Source organism: Nocardia sp. BSTN01, from assembly GCF_015354405.1.
Taxonomy (GTDB): domain Bacteria; phylum Actinomycetota; class Actinomycetes; order Mycobacteriales; family Mycobacteriaceae; genus Nocardia.
The window spans coordinates 78,062-94,856 of record NZ_JADKYP010000004.1; the positions used below are offsets into that span (position 1 = coordinate 78,062).

The 16,795-nt window shown below is 67.5% G+C and carries 20 protein-coding genes; 16 read left to right on the plus strand and 4 right to left on the minus strand.

Features of this window, described 5'->3' with window-relative positions; all coding sequences use genetic code 11:
- Window positions 1-12: 12 nt before the first annotated feature.
- The 4 genes from IRT45_RS05440 to IRT45_RS05455 all read left to right on the plus strand — a co-directional run bounded on the left by IRT45_RS05440 (window position 13) and on the right by IRT45_RS05455 (window position 3,181).
- Complete coding sequence (locus tag IRT45_RS05440; RefSeq protein ID WP_194804783.1) at window positions 13-1,065, plus strand: 3-keto-5-aminohexanoate cleavage protein; 1,053 nt, start codon at window positions 13-15, stop codon at window positions 1,063-1,065.
- A gap of 87 nt (window positions 1,066-1,152) precedes the next feature.
- Window positions 1,153-1,749 (plus strand): alpha/beta hydrolase, encoded by a 597-nt coding sequence (locus IRT45_RS05445; protein WP_309240809.1) that lies wholly within the window; start codon window positions 1,153-1,155, stop codon window positions 1,747-1,749.
- Window positions 1,749-2,519, plus strand: a complete 771-nt coding sequence (locus IRT45_RS05450; RefSeq protein ID WP_194804785.1) for a CoA transferase subunit A — start codon at window positions 1,749-1,751, stop codon at window positions 2,517-2,519. Before IRT45_RS05445 ends, IRT45_RS05450 begins: the two co-directional genes overlap by 1 nt.
- Window positions 2,516-3,181, plus strand: a complete 666-nt coding sequence (locus tag IRT45_RS05455) for a 3-oxoacid CoA-transferase subunit B (RefSeq protein ID WP_194804786.1) — start codon at window positions 2,516-2,518, stop codon at window positions 3,179-3,181. The genes IRT45_RS05450 and IRT45_RS05455 overlap by 4 nt, the downstream gene beginning before the upstream one ends.
- Before the next feature lie 2 nt (window positions 3,182-3,183).
- Here the strand turns inward: IRT45_RS05455 and IRT45_RS05460 are convergent, their stop codons facing one another.
- Window positions 3,184-4,203 carry an AraC family transcriptional regulator gene (locus tag IRT45_RS05460; RefSeq protein ID WP_194804787.1) on the minus strand — a complete coding sequence of 340 codons (1,020 nt, stop codon included), beginning with the start codon at window positions 4,201-4,203 and terminating at the stop codon, window positions 3,184-3,186.
- A 199-nt stretch (window positions 4,204-4,402) separates the two neighbouring features.
- Here IRT45_RS05460 and IRT45_RS05465 point away from each other — a divergent pair, with 199 nt between their 5' ends.
- The 3 genes from IRT45_RS05465 to IRT45_RS05475 all read left to right on the plus strand — a co-directional run bounded on the left by IRT45_RS05465 (window position 4,403) and on the right by IRT45_RS05475 (window position 6,900).
- A complete protein-coding gene (locus tag IRT45_RS05465) occupies window positions 4,403-5,719 on the plus strand; it encodes an MFS transporter (protein ID WP_194804788.1) in 1,317 nt (438 codons plus the stop codon).
- Window positions 5,720-5,730: 11 nt separating this feature from the next.
- Window positions 5,731-6,462, plus strand: a complete 732-nt coding sequence (locus tag IRT45_RS05470; RefSeq protein ID WP_194804789.1) for a hypothetical protein — start codon at window positions 5,731-5,733, stop codon at window positions 6,460-6,462.
- An 84-nt stretch (window positions 6,463-6,546) separates the two neighbouring features.
- Window positions 6,547-6,900 carry a carboxymuconolactone decarboxylase family protein gene (locus IRT45_RS05475; RefSeq protein ID WP_228533749.1) on the plus strand — a complete coding sequence of 118 codons (354 nt, stop codon included), beginning with the start codon at window positions 6,547-6,549 and terminating at the stop codon, window positions 6,898-6,900.
- An 84-nt stretch (window positions 6,901-6,984) separates the two neighbouring features.
- Here the strand turns inward: IRT45_RS05475 and IRT45_RS05480 are convergent, their stop codons facing one another.
- Window positions 6,985-8,631, minus strand: coding sequence for an ATP-binding protein (locus IRT45_RS05480; protein ID WP_194804791.1), 1,647 nt, complete (start codon window positions 8,629-8,631; stop codon window positions 6,985-6,987).
- Here IRT45_RS05480 and IRT45_RS05485 point away from each other — a divergent pair.
- Entirely contained in the window at window positions 8,630-9,409 is a 780-nt protein-coding gene (locus IRT45_RS05485) for an acyl-[acyl-carrier-protein] thioesterase (protein WP_194804792.1), read from the plus strand. The genes IRT45_RS05480 and IRT45_RS05485 overlap by 2 nt on opposite strands.
- A 43-nt stretch (window positions 9,410-9,452) precedes the next feature.
- Here IRT45_RS05485 and IRT45_RS05490 read toward each other — a convergent pair whose 3' ends face one another.
- Window positions 9,453-9,917, minus strand: coding sequence for a hypothetical protein (locus IRT45_RS05490; RefSeq protein ID WP_194804793.1), 465 nt, complete (start codon window positions 9,915-9,917; stop codon window positions 9,453-9,455).
- Window positions 9,918-10,041: 124 nt separating this feature from the next.
- Here IRT45_RS05490 and IRT45_RS05495 point away from each other — a divergent pair, with 124 nt between their 5' ends.
- The 6 genes from IRT45_RS05495 to IRT45_RS05515 all read left to right on the plus strand — a co-directional run bounded on the left by IRT45_RS05495 (window position 10,042) and on the right by IRT45_RS05515 (window position 14,401).
- Window positions 10,042-10,662 (plus strand): PadR family transcriptional regulator, encoded by a 621-nt coding sequence (locus IRT45_RS05495; RefSeq protein ID WP_228533687.1) that lies wholly within the window; start codon window positions 10,042-10,044, stop codon window positions 10,660-10,662.
- Between the two features lie 111 nt (window positions 10,663-10,773).
- Window positions 10,774-11,865 carry a trans-acting enoyl reductase family protein gene (locus IRT45_RS05500; RefSeq protein WP_194804795.1) on the plus strand — a complete coding sequence of 364 codons (1,092 nt, stop codon included), beginning with the start codon at window positions 10,774-10,776 and terminating at the stop codon, window positions 11,863-11,865.
- A 134-nt stretch (window positions 11,866-11,999) separates the two neighbouring features.
- Entirely contained in the window at window positions 12,000-12,545 is a 546-nt protein-coding gene (locus tag IRT45_RS36665) for an NAD(P)/FAD-dependent oxidoreductase (RefSeq protein WP_228533689.1), read from the plus strand.
- Between the two features lie 26 nt (window positions 12,546-12,571).
- On the plus strand, window positions 12,572-12,856 hold the full coding sequence (locus tag IRT45_RS36670) for a hypothetical protein (protein WP_228533692.1): 285 nt from the start codon (window positions 12,572-12,574) through the stop codon (window positions 12,854-12,856).
- 81 nt (window positions 12,857-12,937) lie between these two features.
- The gene (locus IRT45_RS05510) at window positions 12,938-13,621 is read left to right on the plus strand and encodes a hypothetical protein (RefSeq protein ID WP_194804796.1); all 684 of its coding nucleotides are present in this window, start codon (window positions 12,938-12,940) and stop codon (window positions 13,619-13,621) included.
- 114 nt (window positions 13,622-13,735) lie between these two features.
- The gene (locus tag IRT45_RS05515; RefSeq protein ID WP_194804797.1) at window positions 13,736-14,401 is read left to right on the plus strand and encodes a PhoU domain-containing protein; all 666 of its coding nucleotides are present in this window, start codon (window positions 13,736-13,738) and stop codon (window positions 14,399-14,401) included.
- A gap of 19 nt (window positions 14,402-14,420) precedes the next feature.
- On the opposite strand, the gene IRT45_RS05520 is transcribed toward IRT45_RS05515, so the two are convergent.
- Window positions 14,421-15,350: a hypothetical protein gene (locus IRT45_RS05520; protein ID WP_228533694.1), complete on the minus strand. Its 930-nt coding sequence runs from the start codon at window positions 15,348-15,350 to the stop codon at window positions 14,421-14,423.
- Window positions 15,351-15,495: 145 nt separating this feature from the next.
- Between IRT45_RS05520 and IRT45_RS05525 the strand changes: the two genes are divergently transcribed.
- Together IRT45_RS05525 and IRT45_RS05530 are read left to right on the plus strand one after the other, a co-directional pair.
- Entirely contained in the window at window positions 15,496-16,335 is an 840-nt protein-coding gene (locus tag IRT45_RS05525) for a hypothetical protein (RefSeq protein WP_194804798.1), read from the plus strand.
- A gap of 34 nt (window positions 16,336-16,369) precedes the next feature.
- The gene (locus IRT45_RS05530) at window positions 16,370-16,573 is read left to right on the plus strand and encodes a cold-shock protein (RefSeq protein WP_194804799.1); all 204 of its coding nucleotides are present in this window, start codon (window positions 16,370-16,372) and stop codon (window positions 16,571-16,573) included.
- Window positions 16,574-16,795 lie beyond the last annotated feature (222 nt).

Sequence of the window (16,795 nt, forward strand, 5' to 3'; positions counted from 1 at the left end):
CGGAGTACAGCCATGTTCTTTCACGACGACGCCTTGTTCCCGGAGAACCAGGACAAGCTGGTCATCACCAGCGCGCCGTACGGGCCGGAATGGGAGCCCGACGATTTCCGCGAAGATCTGCCGTTGACCATGGCGGAACATATCCAGCAGGCGGTCGACTGCTACGAGGCCGGCGCCACCGTGCTGCACATCCACGTACGTGAACTCGACGGCAAGGGCTCCAAGCGCCTGTCGAAGTTCAACGAATTGCTCGCCGGGCTGCGCGAGGCCGTCCCGGAGATGATCCTGCAGGTGGGCGGATCGATTTCGTTCGCGCCCGAAGGCGAAGGCGCCGAGGCGAAGTGGTTGTCCGACGACACCCGTCACATGCTGGCCGGACTCGATCCGGCGCCGGATCAGGTGACGATCGCGATCAACACCAGCCAGATGAACATCATGGAGTTGATGACCGCCGACGATATCGCCGGTACGTCGATGCAGCGGCCGGAACTGGCCGAGGCATACCGGGAGATGACCGTCCCGGCCGGACCGGCGTGGGTCGCCGAACATCTGCGTCGCCTGCAGGCCGCGGGGATCCAGCCGCATTTCCAGCTGTCGAGCATTCCGCAGCTCGAAACGGTCGAGCGGCTGATCCGTCGTGGCGTGTACACCGGTCCGTTGAATCTGACCTGGGTCGGCATCGGTGGCGGCTTCGACGGACCGAATCCGTACAACATCATGAATTTCATCCAGCGCGTCCCCGACGGGGCGTGCCTGACCCTCGAGACGTTGATGCGCTCGGTATTGCCGGTCAATGCGATGGCGATCGCCATGGGCCTGCACACCCGCTGCGGTAACGAGGACACCATCTGGGGACGCAAGGGTGAGAAGTTCACCTCGGTGCAACAGATCCAGCAGCTTGCCCGGATCGCCGGTGAATTGGGCCGCGAGGTCGCCACCGCCAAGGAGGCGCGCGACATCTACAAGATCGGCACCACCTACGCCGACGCCGACGAAACGCTGGCGAAGATCGGGTTCGCGCCGAACCGGAAGCCCGGTCAGGTCGGATTCACCCACCACGCCTGACCACACGCGTCGCTGTGGCCGGTTGCGTCCGAGTCCGGACACTCGCCGTGGCCACGCGTCCGCTGACACAGAAAGATGTGCTGCACAGTGCAATTCATCATCGAACCGACCGTTGTGATCGTGCCCGGACTGCGCGATCACGTCCCGGATCACTGGCAGACCAGGCTGGCCGAGGATCTCGACCGGGTGCGCACGGTCGCGCCGCTCGAGCACGACAAGCTCGATCTACCGGCCCGGGTGGACGCGCTGGACCGGGTGCTGTCGGAGGTGGACGGCCCGATCGCCCTGGTGGCGCACAGCGCGGGAGTCGTGATCACCGTGCACTGGGCGCAGCGGGCCACCCGGGATATCCACAGTGCGCTGCTCGCGACGCCGGCCGACGTCGAAAAGCCCTTTCCCGCCGGCTATCCGACGACCGACGAGCTGAATCAGCGAGGCTGGCTGCCGATTCCGCGTCGCCGCCTCCCGTTCCCGAGCATCGTCGCCGCGAGCACCACGGATCCGCTGGCATCCTTCCGGCGGGTGGCAGGTATGGCGGAGGCATGGGGCAGCCGGCTGGTCGACCTGGGTGATGTCGGGCATCTCAATCCTGCCTCTGGTTTCGGACCCTGGGACCGCGCCCGGGATCTCCTCCGGGAGGCCGTCGACCTGGGCCGCCCGTCCGCCGCCGGGCAGGAGGTGTGATGACCGAGGTGATGACGTCGGCGGCCGCCGCGGTCGCCGATATCTCGTCCGGCTCGTCGGTGGCGGTGGGCGGATTCGGCTTGTGCGGCATCCCGGACACGCTGATCGAGGCGCTCGCCGCCGCGGCAGCGGACGACCTCGCCCTCGTCTCCAACAATTGCGGCACGACAGCGCACGGGCTGGGAATTCTGCTGGCGGACAAGCGGGTACGCCGGGTCATCGCCTCCTACGTCGGTGAGAACGCGGAATTCGCCCGGCAGTATCTGTCGGGCGAACTCGAAGTCGAGCTCACTCCGCAGGGCACCCTCGCCGAACGGCTGCGCGCCGGCGGCGCCGGTATCGCCGCCTTCTACACACCGGCCGGTGTCGGCACGCTGATCGCCGACGGCGGAATGCCGTGGCGTTTCGGGCCGAACGGCAGCGTGGCGGTCGCGTCGCCGCCGAAGCCGGTGGCCACCTTCGCCGGTCCCGCCGGGCCGAAGCGCTATGTGCTGGAGGAGGCGATCACCACCGACTTCGCCCTGGTGCACGCGCTCGTCGGTGACACCGCAGGCAATCTGGTCTTCGACAAATCGGCGCGCAACTTCAATCCACTGGTCGCGGCCGCGGGCCGGATCTGTATCGCCGAGGTCGAAACACTCGTATCCGCGGGCGATCTCGATCCCGACCGCGTCCACCTGCCCGGAATTTTCGTCGACCGCATCGTGGTGACCGGCCCGGCGCGGGGTCTCATCGAGAAGCGGACCGTGCGCATCGAGGAGAAGAAATGAGCGGCGTCATCGCCCGTTCCGGGTGGGATCGCTCCGCGATGGCGGCGCGGGCGGCGCGAGAACTGCGCCCGGGTGAATACGTCAATCTCGGTATCGGCCTGCCCACGCTGATTCCCGATCACCTGCCCGCCGATATCCGGGTCACCCTGCACTCGGAGAACGGCATCCTCGGTACCGGGCCCTATCCGGCCGAGGCCGAGGTCGACGCGAATCTGATCAATGCCGGCAAGGAGACCGTCACGGTGCTTCCCGGTGCGTCGTTCTTCGATTCCGCCACCAGTTTCGGGATGATCCGGGGTGGCCACATCGATACCGCGATCCTCGGCGGTATGCAGGTGTCGGCGACCGGTGACCTCGCCAATTGGATGGTGCCGGGCCATATGGTCAAGGGCATGGGCGGGGCGATGGATCTGGTACACGGCGCTCGCCGCGTGATCGTGCTGATGGAGCACACCGACAAATCCGGCGCTCCGAAAGTGGTGAGCCGCTGCACATTACCGCTGACCGGCGTGGGGGTGGTCCATCGCGTCATCACCGACCTGGCCGTTCTCGACATCACCGCATCCGGTCCGGTGCTGCGCGAATGCGCCCCGGGCGTGACCGAGGACGACGTCGTCGCCGCGACCGGCGCACCCGTCCGCATCGACCTCGGCGGACACTGACATCAGCGGTCATCGACCGTGTTCTTCGATGCGGCCCGACGCCATTGGCTCGGGCTGCATCCGTGATGGCTGCGGAACCAGCGAGTGAAACTGGCGGGGCTGGAGAAGCCGAGCATATCCGCGATCTCGGTGAGTGAACGTCCCTGATTTCCCACCACCCGGCGGGCCAGATCCAGCCGGGTGGTGTTCACGATCTCCGAGTAGGTGTGCCCCTCGTCCGCCAGGCGGCGGTGGACGGTGCGGCGGTCCACGCCGAGACTGCGCGCGATCTGGTCGGCGGAGCAGCGGCCGGTGGGCAGCAGCATGTCGACCAGTTCCTGCACCCGGTCGCGCATGGCCGTTACGTGGGCGGTGTCCACGACGCCGAGCAATTGTTGCGTGTACGGACGCAACAGCGGGTCCGACATCGGATTCGGGGTATCGAGATCGCTTGTGTAGAGCGTTATTCCGCTGAATTCCTGATCGAATCTCAACTGCGGCCCGAACAATCTCAGGTGCGTGCCGCGGTCCCGCGGCGCGGAATGGGTGAAGGTGGTTTCCGCCGGTTGCCATGTCGCGCCGAGGAATGCACGCAGAATTCCCTGCATCGCTCCCATGGCCAGTTCGGTGGCCTGCCGGGTACTGCGATGCTCGCCGATATCCAGACTCAGACGGACGTGGGCGATGCCGTTGCGTTCGGTGAGCCGGATATGCAGGGATTCGTTGTAGGTGTGCTGATGGCGCACCATCAGTTCCAGGGCGCTGCGCACATCGGGTTCCTCGCGGATCACCAGACTCAGCGGCCCCAGATTGGACAGCCGCCGCCGTTCCGCGAGCAGCAGGCCGAAATCCTGCCGTCCGGATTCGGCGGCGGAGCGCTCGAGAAGTTCGGTGACGGCCGCGGCGGGCACCCAGCGGTCCTGCAGGCTCAGGCCCGCGGGATCGAGCCCGGCCTCGCGAATCAGGCGGGCCGGGTCGAGTCCGAGAGATCGGCCGAGATCCACGTAATCGTTCAGTGCCGCGTACCGCGCCAAGGGTTTCATCAGCGCCTCGCTGTCCCAGATCGTTCACATCGGTGTCCCCGAGAGTAAAGCACGATAGGGCCGGCGACCCTACTGTTGTCTCCATCACATCGAGGTGGGCGCCCGATTCCCCGAGCGGCCACGGGCCCGAGCGTTCCGGCGCCCTACCTTCCCAGCTCCGGCGGGCGGTTGATCGCCCGCCGCGTTCGTAGGAGCACCCATGCAGTTGAACACCACCCCTGAGCGTCCCGCGGCGCCGGATTCGGTCGCATCGACCGGTCTGCCCGCCCGGGCGCGGCGATACCCCTGGCTGGTCTTCGCCCTCGCCTTCGGGCTGTTGCTCGCCGACTACATGTCCCGGCAGGTCCTCAGCGCGGTCTTTCCCCTCCTCAAAACCGAATGGGGTCTGACGGATTCGCGACTGGGATCGCTGAACAGCGTGGTGGCGCTCATGGTGGGGCTGCTGACCTTCCCGCTCTCGCTGCTGGCCGATCGGTGGGGGCGGGTGAGGAGCCTGGTGCTGATGGCGACGCTGTGGAGTATCGCCACCCTGCTGTGCGCGCTCGCGTCGAACTATCACCAGATGCTCGGCGCGCGGTTCCTGGTGGGCGTCGGTGAGGCGGCCTACGGCAGCGTCGGGATCGCGGTGGTCCTCGGTGTCTTCGCGCCGCGAGTCCATGCGGCGCTGAGCGGTGCGTTCATGGCCGGCGGGTCGTTCGGTTCGGTTCTCGGCGTCGCGGCCGGCGGTGCCATCGCGGTACACCTCGGGTGGCGGTGGTCGTTCGTCACGATGGCGGTGGCGGGCCTGCTGCTCGCCGCGCTCTTCGCGGCGCTGGTCGACGAGCGGAAACTCGCTCGGCATACGCACCCGGAATCGGCCGAACCGGTGACGCACAACGGATTTCGCGCACCGGTGTCGTCGCTGTTCACCAATCCGGCGGTGCTGTGCGCCTATGTCGGTGGTGGGGTGCAGTTGTTCGCCGCCGCGGTACTGCTGGCGTGGACGCCGAGCTTCTTCAACCGGGTCTACGGTCTGGCCGCCGATACCGCGGCCGTCGCCGCGGCGGGTGTCGTCCTGCTGATCGGCGCCGGAATGGTGTGCTGCGGCATCGTCACCGACCGGATCGGCCGCCGCGACCTCTCGCGCAAATGGCTCGCCGCCATCGCGTTCTGCTCGATCTCGCTGATCTGCCTGACGCTCGGATTCAGCATCGAACACGGTGCGGCGCAACTGATTCTGATCGGCATCGGCGCCTGGTTCTCGGGGGGTTCCTCGGGTCCCACCGCCGCCATGGTGGCCAACCTCACCCATTCGTCGGTCCGTGCCTCCGCGATGGGGACCCTGACGCTGTCCAACAGTCTGCTCGGAATGGCGCTGGGCCCCTTCGTCGTCGGCGTGCTCGCCGACCACTACGGCCTGACCGCCGCACTACGACTGGCCCCGCTCGCCTATCTGGTCGCGATCGCCGCCCTGGTGGCCGGTCGCTGCCTGTACCCGGCCGGGCTTCGCACACTCGCCGCTGTTCACAACCGATGATGAGGAATCCGATGAAATTCATGACACCCGCACTGATCACGGCTCTCGGGGTCACGGCCGCCGCCGTCACCACCGGTACCGCGCACGCGGAGCCGGATCGCACCGCGGTGCACTACGAGATCGGGCGCCGCGCGGATTCGGCCCTGGTGACGACTCCCGACGGCAAGCTGAAAGTCGTTGCGGACCAACTGATTCTCACCACTCGTGACGATCGGCCGGTCGCCGCCGTACCGCTGACCTTCGCCGTCGACGACACCGCCTATCCGATCACCGCCCGCATCGACGGCGACACCGCGACACTCACCCCCGACCGCGGCCACGGGCGGCCCACCGAGGCGCGGCGCGACGTGGTCTCCGTCCGGCAGGCCGCGGAATCGTTCACGCCCCGCGATTCGCAAGCGCTGGGCGCATTCGGTCAGCGTGTCGCCATCGCGGCCGGAGTCAGCGCGGTGCTCGGTGCGGTCATCGGCGGCGGAATCGGCTGCCTGGTCGGCGGCGCCGTCGGCGCGGCGATCTCCAGTCCGGTGATCGTGCTGCTGGCGCCGTTCGTCGGCGCGACCGTCGCCGGTTGCGTCCTGGGCGCCGCCACACTCGGCGCCGTGGGCTCGATGGCCGGCCTCATTCTGGCCGGTGGCCCGATCACGCTGTTCTCCGCCATCCAGTACTTCTCGACCGTTCTGGCGCCGTGCCCGCCCGAGCTGCCGTACTGCAAGGACCCCGCCCAGCCCGCGCCCGCCAAGTAAACGGCCGACAGGTTCGTCGACCACATCTCAGGAGGCATCGTGTTCGATTCACCCGCACCGGTTTCCACGCCGGTCGTCGACGGCATGCGGGCCGGCGGAAGCTGGAACCCGCTGTGGGATCAGCTCTACGAATGGGACCCCGAATGGACCGAACGGTTCATGGCCGTCAACGCCACACCGATCGAGCGGCACATCTTTCCCCCGGAATTCGTCGAATTGCTGAGCATCGCCATCGACGCGGCCTGCACCCACATGTACGCCCCCGGCGTACGCCGCCACATCCGTGCCGCACTGGATCTGGGCGTCCCACCCGAACAGATCCTGACCGTCCTCCAGATGGTCAGCGTCCTCGGCATCCACGCCTGCAACCTCGGCATCCCCATCCTCGCCGAGGAACTCGGCAACCCGCTCACGCCACCACGGCAAGCCGATCGATAACGTCGATCAACCGGGTGGGGTCGCCGCGCGGGCGACCCCGCACCGGGCCCACCTGGGACCCACCGACGGTTCTGGCAGGTCGTCTCAGGTGGTCCCATAGACGGTGTTCAAATCCACTAGCAGGGGCGCGTCCTGCCCGGCGACGGTATCCCCTGGACCGCTCCCGGCTGCCTGGAGGTTCTCGTCGAATCCGGCACCGCTGTAGCAGGCCAGAACTGTCCGACTGGTGTCATATCCTTTGGCCGACAGCAATTCTCGCGCGCGGCGCAGTCGGTCCACGTGGCCGAGGGTCATGGTCCGGTCCCACTTCGCCTCGCCCAGCGAGAGGATTCGGCGTGGTCGCCCGGTCTCCTCGGGGGCCAGCACCGCGACGTCGATCTGGATCTGCTTCTTGTCGCGAGGATCGTTGACGGTGGCCGCGGCGACATGCCCCGGGAAATCTCCGAATACCTCGTCGCCGACGGACATCGCCCACTCTCGGCATATTCCTTCGAAGTGCGGTCCCACGACTTGCGACCGGAACGTCGCCTGCGAATTACGCCATGCCGCTTCGGTATTGCCGCGCTCCAGTCGAGTCCACTCGCGGCGCATGATCGCCTCATAGAACACGATGAGAGGTTCGGCGATCCGGTACGTCGATTTGCCGCGGCTGAACGGATCGGTCTCCCGGGTGATCAGCTGTGCGTCCTCGAGTACCGACAGCGGATGGCCGATATCGGTCGAGGAGCGGCCGATGGTATTGGCGATCCCGCCGCGTGTCGTATGGCCGCCCGCAATGGCGCCTAGTACCGCGTGGTAGAGCGCTACGTCGCGGATTTCGGTTTCCTCGGCCAAGAGATACCGCGCCTCGCGGAAGAGAGGGACCTGGGGGTTGAGGACGGTGCGCAGTACCCAGGAGTCGAAGTCCGCCAGCGAGTTCGGCGCGTCGCCGGCCACGAATTCCCGCCGGTATGCGGGCGTGCCGCCGACGATGGCATGGACCAGCACGGCGAGGTGTGGGTCGTCGAGCCCCCAGAAGCGAGCCGAATCCCGATATCCGAGCGGTCTGACGATCAACTCCATGCTCGCCCGGCCGCGAAGAGGAGCGTTGCCGGACAACAACTTTCCCATGACCGACATCGCGGAGCCGCACAGCAGAATCCGCGATGCGCACTTCCGGGCCGAACCTCGCGGGTCGAGAGCGCGCTGCAGAACCGACGGCAGCGATGGGCTCGCCTTGCTCAGGTAGGGGAACTCGTCTATCACGACCAAGCCGTTACCCACCACGGCGAACAGTCGTTCCAGGGCCTCGTCCCAGTCCCGAAACGCGTAGCGGCCGCCACCGGCGTACGAGGCGACCGCTTCGCCGAACCCTTCGAGAGCCTCTATCTCGGTAGCGTCCGTGGCGGTGAAGAAGAAGCCGCCGACGGCATCCGCCAGGGCATCGAGCAAGAACGTCTTGCCCTGCCGCCGCCGCCCACTGACGATGCCGAGCCGCACGTCCGGACTCTCGGACGCCGCGAAACGAGTGAGTCCATCCCACTCGCGCTCTCGGTTGAACACCCGATCCGGTTTCACCAGGTTCGCCATAGTTAAAACTATACTTCTAAGAACTATAGATCTAACTTTTATCGTCGACTGAGCGCGAAGTGCGGCGTCCTGTGCCCCGCCCGTCCCGCTCGCCGTGTTGACACCGGTGGTCCGGTGTGGGGTCGCTACGCTGGCGCGGACCCCGGGAGAAGGAGCGTTCATGGGTGCCGCTGTCGATCGGTTGGCCGAGATCGCGTTTCCGTTGCCGGCGTGTCCGGACGAGAGCCGGGCGTTTCACGAACAGTGGCCGGTGCGGCTCGGGGACACCGATGGGGACGAGCGGCTGCGGCTCGATGCGGTGGCGCGGTATCTGCAGGACATCGGCTACGACCATCTGAAGGTGGTCGAGGACGGGGATCAGCATCCGGGGTGGATCGTGCGCCGCACGGTGATCGACGTGCTGCGGCCCATCGAGTTCGGGGATCGGGTCCATCTGCGGCGCTGGCCGTCGGCTTTGTCGAATCGGTGGTGCAACATGCGCATTCAGGTGCGCAGCGAAAACGGCGGTCTGATCGAGACCGAGATGTTCCTCATCCACGTCGATATCGAAGCCGGGCGGCCGGCGCGGATGACCGAACGGTTCATGGCGCCGATGCGCGCGGTCACCGACGAGCACCGCTTGCGGTGGCGCGCCGCCCTGCGCGAACAGTCCGGAGACGGCGGTGAAGTGCGGCCGTTCCCGCTGCGGGTCACCGATGTGGACCGCTACGGACATGTGAACAACGCGGTACACTGGGGGGCCGTGGAGGAGGCGCTCGCGCGATTCCCCGACGCACCGGCGCCGCCCTATCGGGTGATTCTCGAACATGCCGGGCCGGTGCTGGGCGCCGACGAGGTGCTGATCCGCGCCCGGCGGGACGAGGACGGGCTGCATGTGCAGCTCGAAGTCGACGGCAGCGCCCGTACATTGGCGCGGATCGAACCGCTGCCCGCTCGCTGAGAGGCTGCGCCGGGCGTTTGCCGCCGCCCGGCGCAACCCGCGATCAGCGCGGCGCGTTGGCCGGATCGGCGAGGGTCGGGGTGCGTCCCTGGTGGTGTGCCTGCCTGGCGTCGTCGAAGAACTCCCGGCTGAACAGTGCCGAGAGGATCGCGATGCCGCCGCGGTGAACGCGGAATTCGCTCTTGGTGCTGGTCCCGGTCAGCCGGACGATCCGGCCGGCGGCGTCCTGCGGCCGCGCGAAATCCTTCACCCGGCCACGCCCGGTCCACTCCAGGTCGCTGTGCTCGACGACCGCTTCGTTGGGAACGAGGAGTTTGACCATGGCGTGGTCGAGGTCGGCGTGAACCACGATCGGGTCGTCGCCCTCGATCCACGGCGAGCGCAGGTCGATGACGACGCTCGCATAGCGGGCCTTCACCGCGAAGTCGGTGGCGTGAGTCCAATCGCCGAGGCGCTTGGTCGTCTCGTGGTCGGCGTGAATGCGGACGGTCTCTGTCGTGACGGTCATTGCTCTGGTCCTTCCGGATCGCAGTGGACGGGTTCGCCTGCTCCTCGATAGTGGCACACAAACTAGTGTCAAAGCAACTAGTAATTTTAAAACTAGTTGTGCGGCACCTAGTAGGATGAGCCGCATGCCCACCCCCGACCGGTTCAAGCGATCCCCGCTCGCCATGGCGGTGCTCGGCATCCTGCACCTGGAGCCGATGCACCCGTACGCCATTCAGCGCCGCATCAAGGAGTGGGGAAAGGACAAGGTCGTCAACGTGGGGCAGCGCGCCCAGCTGTACAAGACGATCGCGCGACTGCAGGACGCCGGTTTGGTGACGGTCCGCGCGACGGGGCGCGACCAGCAGTATCCGGAACGTACGGTCTACGAGATCACCGACACCGGCCGCGCGGCCTGCACGGCCTGGATCACCGACATGCTCGCCGTGCCCCGCAACGAATTTCCCGAATTCCCTGCGGCCCTGTCGTTTCTGATGCTTCTCGGTCCGGACGGCGCCCGGGAGGAACTGGAACGCCGGCTGAAAGCGTTGCGCGCCGGGCATGCCGAGCTCGAGACCGGTATCGCCCAGGCCGTGCGATTCGGCCTGCCGAGGGTCACCATGCTCGAAGACGAGTATCAGCGTGCCGTCACGGAGGCCGAAATACGATGGCTGGAAGGCGTTGTCGCCGACCTCGCTGACGGCACGCTCACCTGGTCGTGGGAGTCGCTGGCACAGTTCCAAGACCAGGGCCCCACCGGCGGCTAGGTATGCGCACCGTGGCGAGGTGCGGCTCGATGGCCCTATCGTCGGATACGGTGCGACGTCGACACGTACCGGCGCGGACCGCCGGTGACCAACGAAACACAGGTGATGGCAATGGCAAAGATCGTGTTGTTCGGAGCGACCGGCTACACGGGCCGCCTCACGGCTCGGGCCCTGGTGGCTCGTGGCGCCGAGCCGGTACTGGCCGCCCGTAACGCCACCGCGCTGGGGCAGCTCGCGACCGACCTCGGCGGCGTCGAGACCGCCGTGGCCGACGTGGCCGATCCCGCATCGGTGCGCGCCCTGCTGGGGCGCGGCGACGTGCTGGTGACGACGGTGGGACCCTTCCTGCGGTACGGCGGCCCGGCGCTGGGCGCGGCGCTCGAGGCGGGCGCGCACTACTTCGACTCGACCGGCGAGGGCCCGTTCATCCGCCGGGTGTTCGATCGCGACGCCGAGGCGCGCCAGGCGGGTGCCGGTCTGCTGACGGCGTTCGGATTCGATTACGTCCCAGGCAATGTGGCCGCGGCCCTCGCGTTGCGCGACGCGCCGGACGCCGCCCGCGTCGACATCGGCTACTTCATCGCCTCCCCCGGCACCAGCGGCGGCACCCGCGCGTCCATGGTCGGGATGTTGTTCGAACGGGGCTTCGCCCTCCGCGACGGCGACATCGTGCCGGAGCGGACCGGTGCGCGGACCCACACCTTCGACGTGGAGGGCCGTGCGCTCACCGGCGCCTCGATTCCAGGGTCGGAACATCTCGTCCTGCACCGCGCCCACCCGAATCTGCGCGAGGCCGACGTCTATCTCGGAATGCCCGGTAACGCAGCTCGCGCGCTGCAGGCGACCTCGCTCGTCACGGACACCGTCGCGCGTGTGGCCCCCGTGAAGCGGCTGGCCGAACGCGCGTTGAGCGCCGTGGTCAAGGGCTCGACCGGGGGACCCGATGCGGCGACCCGCGCGCGCACCCGCACCTGGGCGGTCGCCGAAACCCGCGACGCCACCGGCCGCATCCTGTCCTCGGCCACGCTGACCGGCGTCGACCCCTACGACTTCACCGCCGAAATCCTCGCCTGGGGTGCGCAGACCACACTCACCGGCGGGCTCCTCGGCACCGGCGCCCTCGGCCCGGTCGAAGCCTTCGGCCTGGACGCGCTCACCGCCGCCGCGGCGGATGCCGGACTGCGCCCGGCCGAATCCGCGTAAACTGATTTCCGGACGTGCGAAGACCCGGCCGGGTATGGGTTAGTCCCGGTGACGCGAATCGTTGAACACCGCACCTTCCGCAGGTGCGACCTGTGCGTCCCTTCCGATGATGTTGTCCGCGAAGGGATTCGGTCATGTCGAGATTCACTGTCATCGTCGCCGGCGCCGGGCTGGGCGGGCTGGCGTTGGCGCAGGGGTTGCGCCGCCGGGGCATCGATGTCGTTGTGTACGAACGCGATTCCGCGGTGGATACCCGTCGCCAGGGCTACCGGCTGCATCTGGACGCCGCGGCGCGACGGGCGCTCCATCGGGTCCTGCCCGCGCCGCTGTGCGCACTGTTCGATGCCACCGCCGGCACCCCGAAACCCCGATTCACCGTGCTGGACAGTGCGCTGAACGAACGGTTCACCCGGGATTCGGCGGAACCGGCCTTCGCGGTCGACCGTCTGACACTGCGCCGCATCCTACTCACAGGTATCGAGGATCGCGTCGTATTCGGCAGGGCCGTCAGCGGTTTCCGCACCGAGGGTGATCGCATCGTCGTTCACTGCGCCGAGGGCGACGCCGCCGCCGACGTGCTGGTCGGCGCCGACGGAATCAATTCCGTTGTGCGTCAGCAGTATCTGCCGCATGCGCGCATCGTCGACACCGGGGTGCGTCAGCTCTACGGCGTGAGGTGATACCGCTGAACGCGCGGACTCGAAACATGTTCGACGACAGCATGTTCGGCATCTTCACCATGATCGCCGGCCCCGACGGGAGTTTCGTCGGTGTCGCGCCGGTCGAATTTCCGCAGGACCCGGCGACCGCGGCGGCCCGGCTCGTTCCGGCCGCGAAACTGCCGTCCGTCTATTCCGTTGTCGCAGGCCGTGATCTGCGCACCGCGCTGCACGATTACGAACAACGCCTGGTCGAGCACGGATTCGCCGCGGTCCGCACCGGGGCCGCGAACGGCCACCGCTTCCTGGGGCAGAACCCGCTGCCCGCGTAGCGGTACGGTGACGGCGTGGGCTCGGCGATCAGGCCCGTCCCACGCCGCGCGGTCCCCGCACGGGCATGGCAGGCTGCGGGCATGGAGCCCTCGCGCTGTGTTGTGCTGGTCCCGACCCACGGATCGATCGCACCGGATTTCGCCCGCAACCTGGCCCGGCTGGAGCATCGGGGTTACGAGGTCCGGACCGTCACGGGATTCGCCGCGATCGATCAAGGACGCAGCCAGATGGCCACCGACGCGTTGCGCGACGGGTTCGAGGGGCTGATGTGGATCGATTCCGATATCGCGTTCGACGTGGATTCGGTGGATCGGTTACGCGAACACGATCTGCCGGTCGTCTGCGGGATCTATGCGAAGAAGGGGGTGCGCGGCCTGGCCTGCCACGTGCTGCCCGGCACCGGGAACATTGTGTTCGGCGAGGGCGGGGGACTGCTGGAGATCAAATACGCCGCCACCGGATTCCTCTTCACCCACCGCGACGTCTACGAGACCGTCGCCGAACACGAGCAACTTCCGGTGTGCAACCTGCGGTTCGACCGCCCGACCGTCCCGTACTTCCTGCCCATGCTGGTGCCCGACGGCGAACACACCTGGTATCTCGGCGAGGATTACGCGTTCTGTGAGCGGGCGCGGCGCAGCGGCTATCGAATCATGGCCGACAGCTCGTTCCGGCTTGGGCATGTGGGGACCTACAGCTACAGCTGGGAGGAAGCGGGTGCCGATGCGCACCGCTACGCGAGTTACAACTATCGGCTCGGGTGAGCGGGCGGATCGCGCCGATCGAACGTGCGGACGCCGCTACCGGCTATTTCGCGGCGATCGATCCGTTCCGGGACGGGATTCGCAATGTGCGTCCCGCTGGGGTTGAATCGGGATATGCGGTCGGACTATCACGCGAATCTGCGGCAGCTCGCCGAGTTGCTGCACGCCATGTGTGAACAGGACCGGACCGCCGTTTCGGCGGCCACCTACGCGGTGGTGAACGCCGATATCGAACAGGCCGAGGCCGCGCTGGACGTCGTCGGCCACGTCGAGGAGATGGCGCAGCAGACCGAACAGGAAGCGCTGCGCCTGCTGGCACTGCAAGCCCCGGTCGCCAGCGAGTTGCGGCGTGTGGTGACCGCCATCCAGCTCACCGGCCACCTGCAGCGCATGGGCGCCCTCGCCGGGCATATCGCCACCAGCGCCCGCCGGCGCCATCCCGAACACGTCGTTCCCGAACCGGTGCGACCGCTGGTCGAGCGTCTCGGCTCCACCGCCTGCGCGATCGCCACCAGCGCCGCGGCGGTGCTCGAGACCGGCGACCCCTACGACGCGGCCGGTCTCGACGCCCAGGACGACGCACTGGACAATCTGCACGAGCAGTTGCTGGCCGCGGTGCTGGATCACCAATGGGCGCACGGCATCACGGCCGCGGTCGACCTCACGCTGCTGGGACGGTATTACGAGCGCTTCGCCGACAATGCGGTGGAAGTGGGACGTCGCACCATTTTCCTCACCACCGGCGAAACCGCCGACAACTGGGCGCCCGCCGACGAGTGATCGGTCCGGCCTCCGAAACTCATGGGGCGGAACCGTATTCGGCCAGCACCGTGCCGTGGCGGACGACTCCGGAGAGTCCGGGCAGCTCGGTCGGCGCCGACCAGGTGCGGAAGCCGTCGTAGCTGTCGCTGTAGAGATAACGGCCCTCGGTGTAGGCGTCGAGATAGATGCGATGTCCGCCGACGGGGAGCGGCACCACCGACGGCCCCTCCCGCGGGCCACCCCATCCGGCCCAATCACCCCTGGCGACAAAGGTATACGGGCCCAACGGGTTGTCCGCGACCGCCAGTTCGACCAGTTTGGTGTCCTCGTTCTTCACGAAGGCGTACACCCGTCCGTTCCACCGCATCAGCTGCGTGTCGATGAATCCCAGCGAATCCGGACCACTCGGGCCCACACCGAACAGCGGAATCGGCGGCGCCCACGTGGACAGTCCCACGCCGACCGGTAGCAGCAGATGCGGAGTGAAACCATGCCCCCAGGTCAGCGACACGATGATCCCGACTCGGCCCGCCGCATCGACGTACCACTCGGGGGCCCATGTCCCTTCCGGGCGTCCGGGCACCAGCATCGGCGCCGGGGTCATCTCCGTCCAGGCGATCCGGTCCCGGCTGCGTGCCAGGCCGATCGAGGTCGCGTCGGGGGCCGTGGTGTAGGTGAGGTAATACCAGCCGTCGGTGTGCAGCATCACGCTGGGATCGCGGGCCAACCCGGTCCGCGGCGTGAAGGTGTGGTCGGCGACCGGCGTGAACCGCGTCCCGTCCATCGATTCGTACACGGCCACGGTGGAGTCGTCGTCGGCACGAAAGGCGGCCATCGTGTAGCGGGTGGGCGCGCGCTGGGGATCGGCGCCGATTCCCGGTGGCGCCGACTGCGCGCGTGCCGTTCCAGGGGCCAGCAGGGGCAGACCGGCCAGCAGTGCGAGTGCCGCTCTGCGCCCTATCGCCATGACCAGCGATTGTGCGGTTCGCCCGCGACGATTCGCGGTAGGCGCGCCGGAGCCGATTCGCCTCCGCGTGGCGTGGCACACGCGTATCGGTCGCTGTAGTGGAATCGATCAACAGCGTGTGGCTCGGCCCGAACATGAAGTGATCTTGCTCGACACCATCGGCCTCGACATCCCGACCGTTGCGGTGGGATTCCGTCGCCCGACCGAAGAGGGAGAACTCACTGTGCGAACAACTCTCGTGGCGCCCGTGCTTGCTCTATTGATTGCGGGCGGTGCCGCCACGGCAAGTCCGGCCCGCGGGGAGTCCGAGCCGATTCCGATGAACCCGCGCACATCGTTCGCGATGGTCTCGTTGATTCCCGGAACGGCTACCGGCACAGGGAATTCGGATGAGAGGCGGCCCGCCCTGTCGATCATCAAGCTGTATCTGGTCGATTACGTGCTGCGTCACGGCGACGGATCCCGCTCGGATCGGCAGGCGGCTCAGCGCGCGATCCAGCTCTCCGACAGCGCCGCCGCGACTGAGCTGGATACCAAGTATCCGCACGCCATCGATGCCACCGCCGCGGAATTCGGTTCGGCCGACACCAGGCGCGGTTCGTTCTGGGGCGACTCCTACACCAGCGCCCGGGACGTCGCCGAATTCCTCGTCGTCAAGCAGCGCACCGATCCCGCCTCGCCGCTGCTGTGGTGGATGGCCACCGCGAGTCCGATCGCCGCCGACGGTACGGCGCAGAACTGGGGGACCGCGCACGTCCCGGCGACCGTCGGCACCAAATGGGGGTGGTCGGACGACGGCTCCTACGTCGCCTCGGCATCCTTCGGCCCGGGCTTCGCGATCGCCGCCTTCACCCACGGCGATGCGGACGACGAGAACGCCGACCTCGCGGCGTTCACGGGGGATAGGGGCGTTTCCGGCCGGGCTGTTCGGGCCGAAACGCGACGGTGTGCCAGACTGGATGGTGAGCACGGGTTGTTGCAGTGATCGCCCGGCTCGCAACAGGAAGTAAAACAAAAGAATGTCGCAAGGCACTGTGAAATGGTTCAACGGCGAAAAGGGCTTCGGATTCATCGCCCAGGATGAGGGCGGCCCCGACGTTTTCGTCCACTATTCCGAAATTTCGGGTTCCGGCTTCAAGTCCCTCGATGAGGGGCAGCGTGTCGAGTTCGAGGTAGGCCAGGGCCAGAAGGGTCCCCAAGCTCAGAACGTCCGCGCCATCTAGGAGCCGACAAACCAGCGAAACCCGCGCCCGCGGCGCGGGTTTCGTGCTTTTCTCCCACGGCTTTCCCGCCGCCGCGCGAGGCCACGTGGACAGGGATGGCCTGGTCGCGTAGAGTCGAAATAGATATCCGGTCCCACTCGCGTACGGCTGCCCTCGGAATGGCAGCGCGAACAGACGTTATTTCGTTTCGGGAAACGGTCCCTCGAACGCCGCGGAGGCAAC

Coding starts and splice junctions, on each gene's coding strand:
- IRT45_RS05460 (WP_194804787.1), bottom strand. CDS start 4,203: ATGAAACCCTTGGCGCGGTACGCGGCACTGAACGATTACGTGGATCTC.
- IRT45_RS36665 (WP_228533689.1), top strand. CDS start 12,000: ATGTCGAGATTCACTGTCATCGTCGCCGGCGCCGGGCTGGGCGGGCTG.
- IRT45_RS05515 (WP_194804797.1), top strand. CDS start 13,736: ATGCGGTCGGACTATCACGCGAATCTGCGGCAGCTCGCCGAGTTGCTG.
- IRT45_RS36670 (WP_228533692.1), top strand. CDS start 12,572: ATGTTCGACGACAGCATGTTCGGCATCTTCACCATGATCGCCGGCCCC.
- IRT45_RS05440 (WP_194804783.1), top strand. CDS start 13: ATGTTCTTTCACGACGACGCCTTGTTCCCGGAGAACCAGGACAAGCTG.
- IRT45_RS05500 (WP_194804795.1), top strand. CDS start 10,774: ATGGCAAAGATCGTGTTGTTCGGAGCGACCGGCTACACGGGCCGCCTC.
- IRT45_RS05480 (WP_194804791.1), bottom strand. CDS start 8,631: ATGAACGCTCCTTCTCCCGGGGTCCGCGCCAGCGTAGCGACCCCACAC.
- IRT45_RS05495 (WP_228533687.1), top strand. CDS start 10,042: ATGCCCACCCCCGACCGGTTCAAGCGATCCCCGCTCGCCATGGCGGTG.
- IRT45_RS05520 (WP_228533694.1), bottom strand. CDS start 15,350: ATGGCGATAGGGCGCAGAGCGGCACTCGCACTGCTGGCCGGTCTGCCC.
- IRT45_RS05465 (WP_194804788.1), top strand. CDS start 4,403: ATGCAGTTGAACACCACCCCTGAGCGTCCCGCGGCGCCGGATTCGGTC.
- IRT45_RS05510 (WP_194804796.1), top strand. CDS start 12,938: ATGGAGCCCTCGCGCTGTGTTGTGCTGGTCCCGACCCACGGATCGATC.
- IRT45_RS05455 (WP_194804786.1), top strand. CDS start 2,516: ATGAGCGGCGTCATCGCCCGTTCCGGGTGGGATCGCTCCGCGATGGCG.
- IRT45_RS05485 (WP_194804792.1), top strand. CDS start 8,630: ATGGGTGCCGCTGTCGATCGGTTGGCCGAGATCGCGTTTCCGTTGCCG.
- IRT45_RS05530 (WP_194804799.1), top strand. CDS start 16,370: ATGTCGCAAGGCACTGTGAAATGGTTCAACGGCGAAAAGGGCTTCGGA.
- IRT45_RS05475 (WP_228533749.1), top strand. CDS start 6,547: ATGCGGGCCGGCGGAAGCTGGAACCCGCTGTGGGATCAGCTCTACGAA.
- IRT45_RS05450 (WP_194804785.1), top strand. CDS start 1,749: ATGACCGAGGTGATGACGTCGGCGGCCGCCGCGGTCGCCGATATCTCG.
- IRT45_RS05470 (WP_194804789.1), top strand. CDS start 5,731: ATGAAATTCATGACACCCGCACTGATCACGGCTCTCGGGGTCACGGCC.
- IRT45_RS05490 (WP_194804793.1), bottom strand. CDS start 9,917: ATGACCGTCACGACAGAGACCGTCCGCATTCACGCCGACCACGAGACG.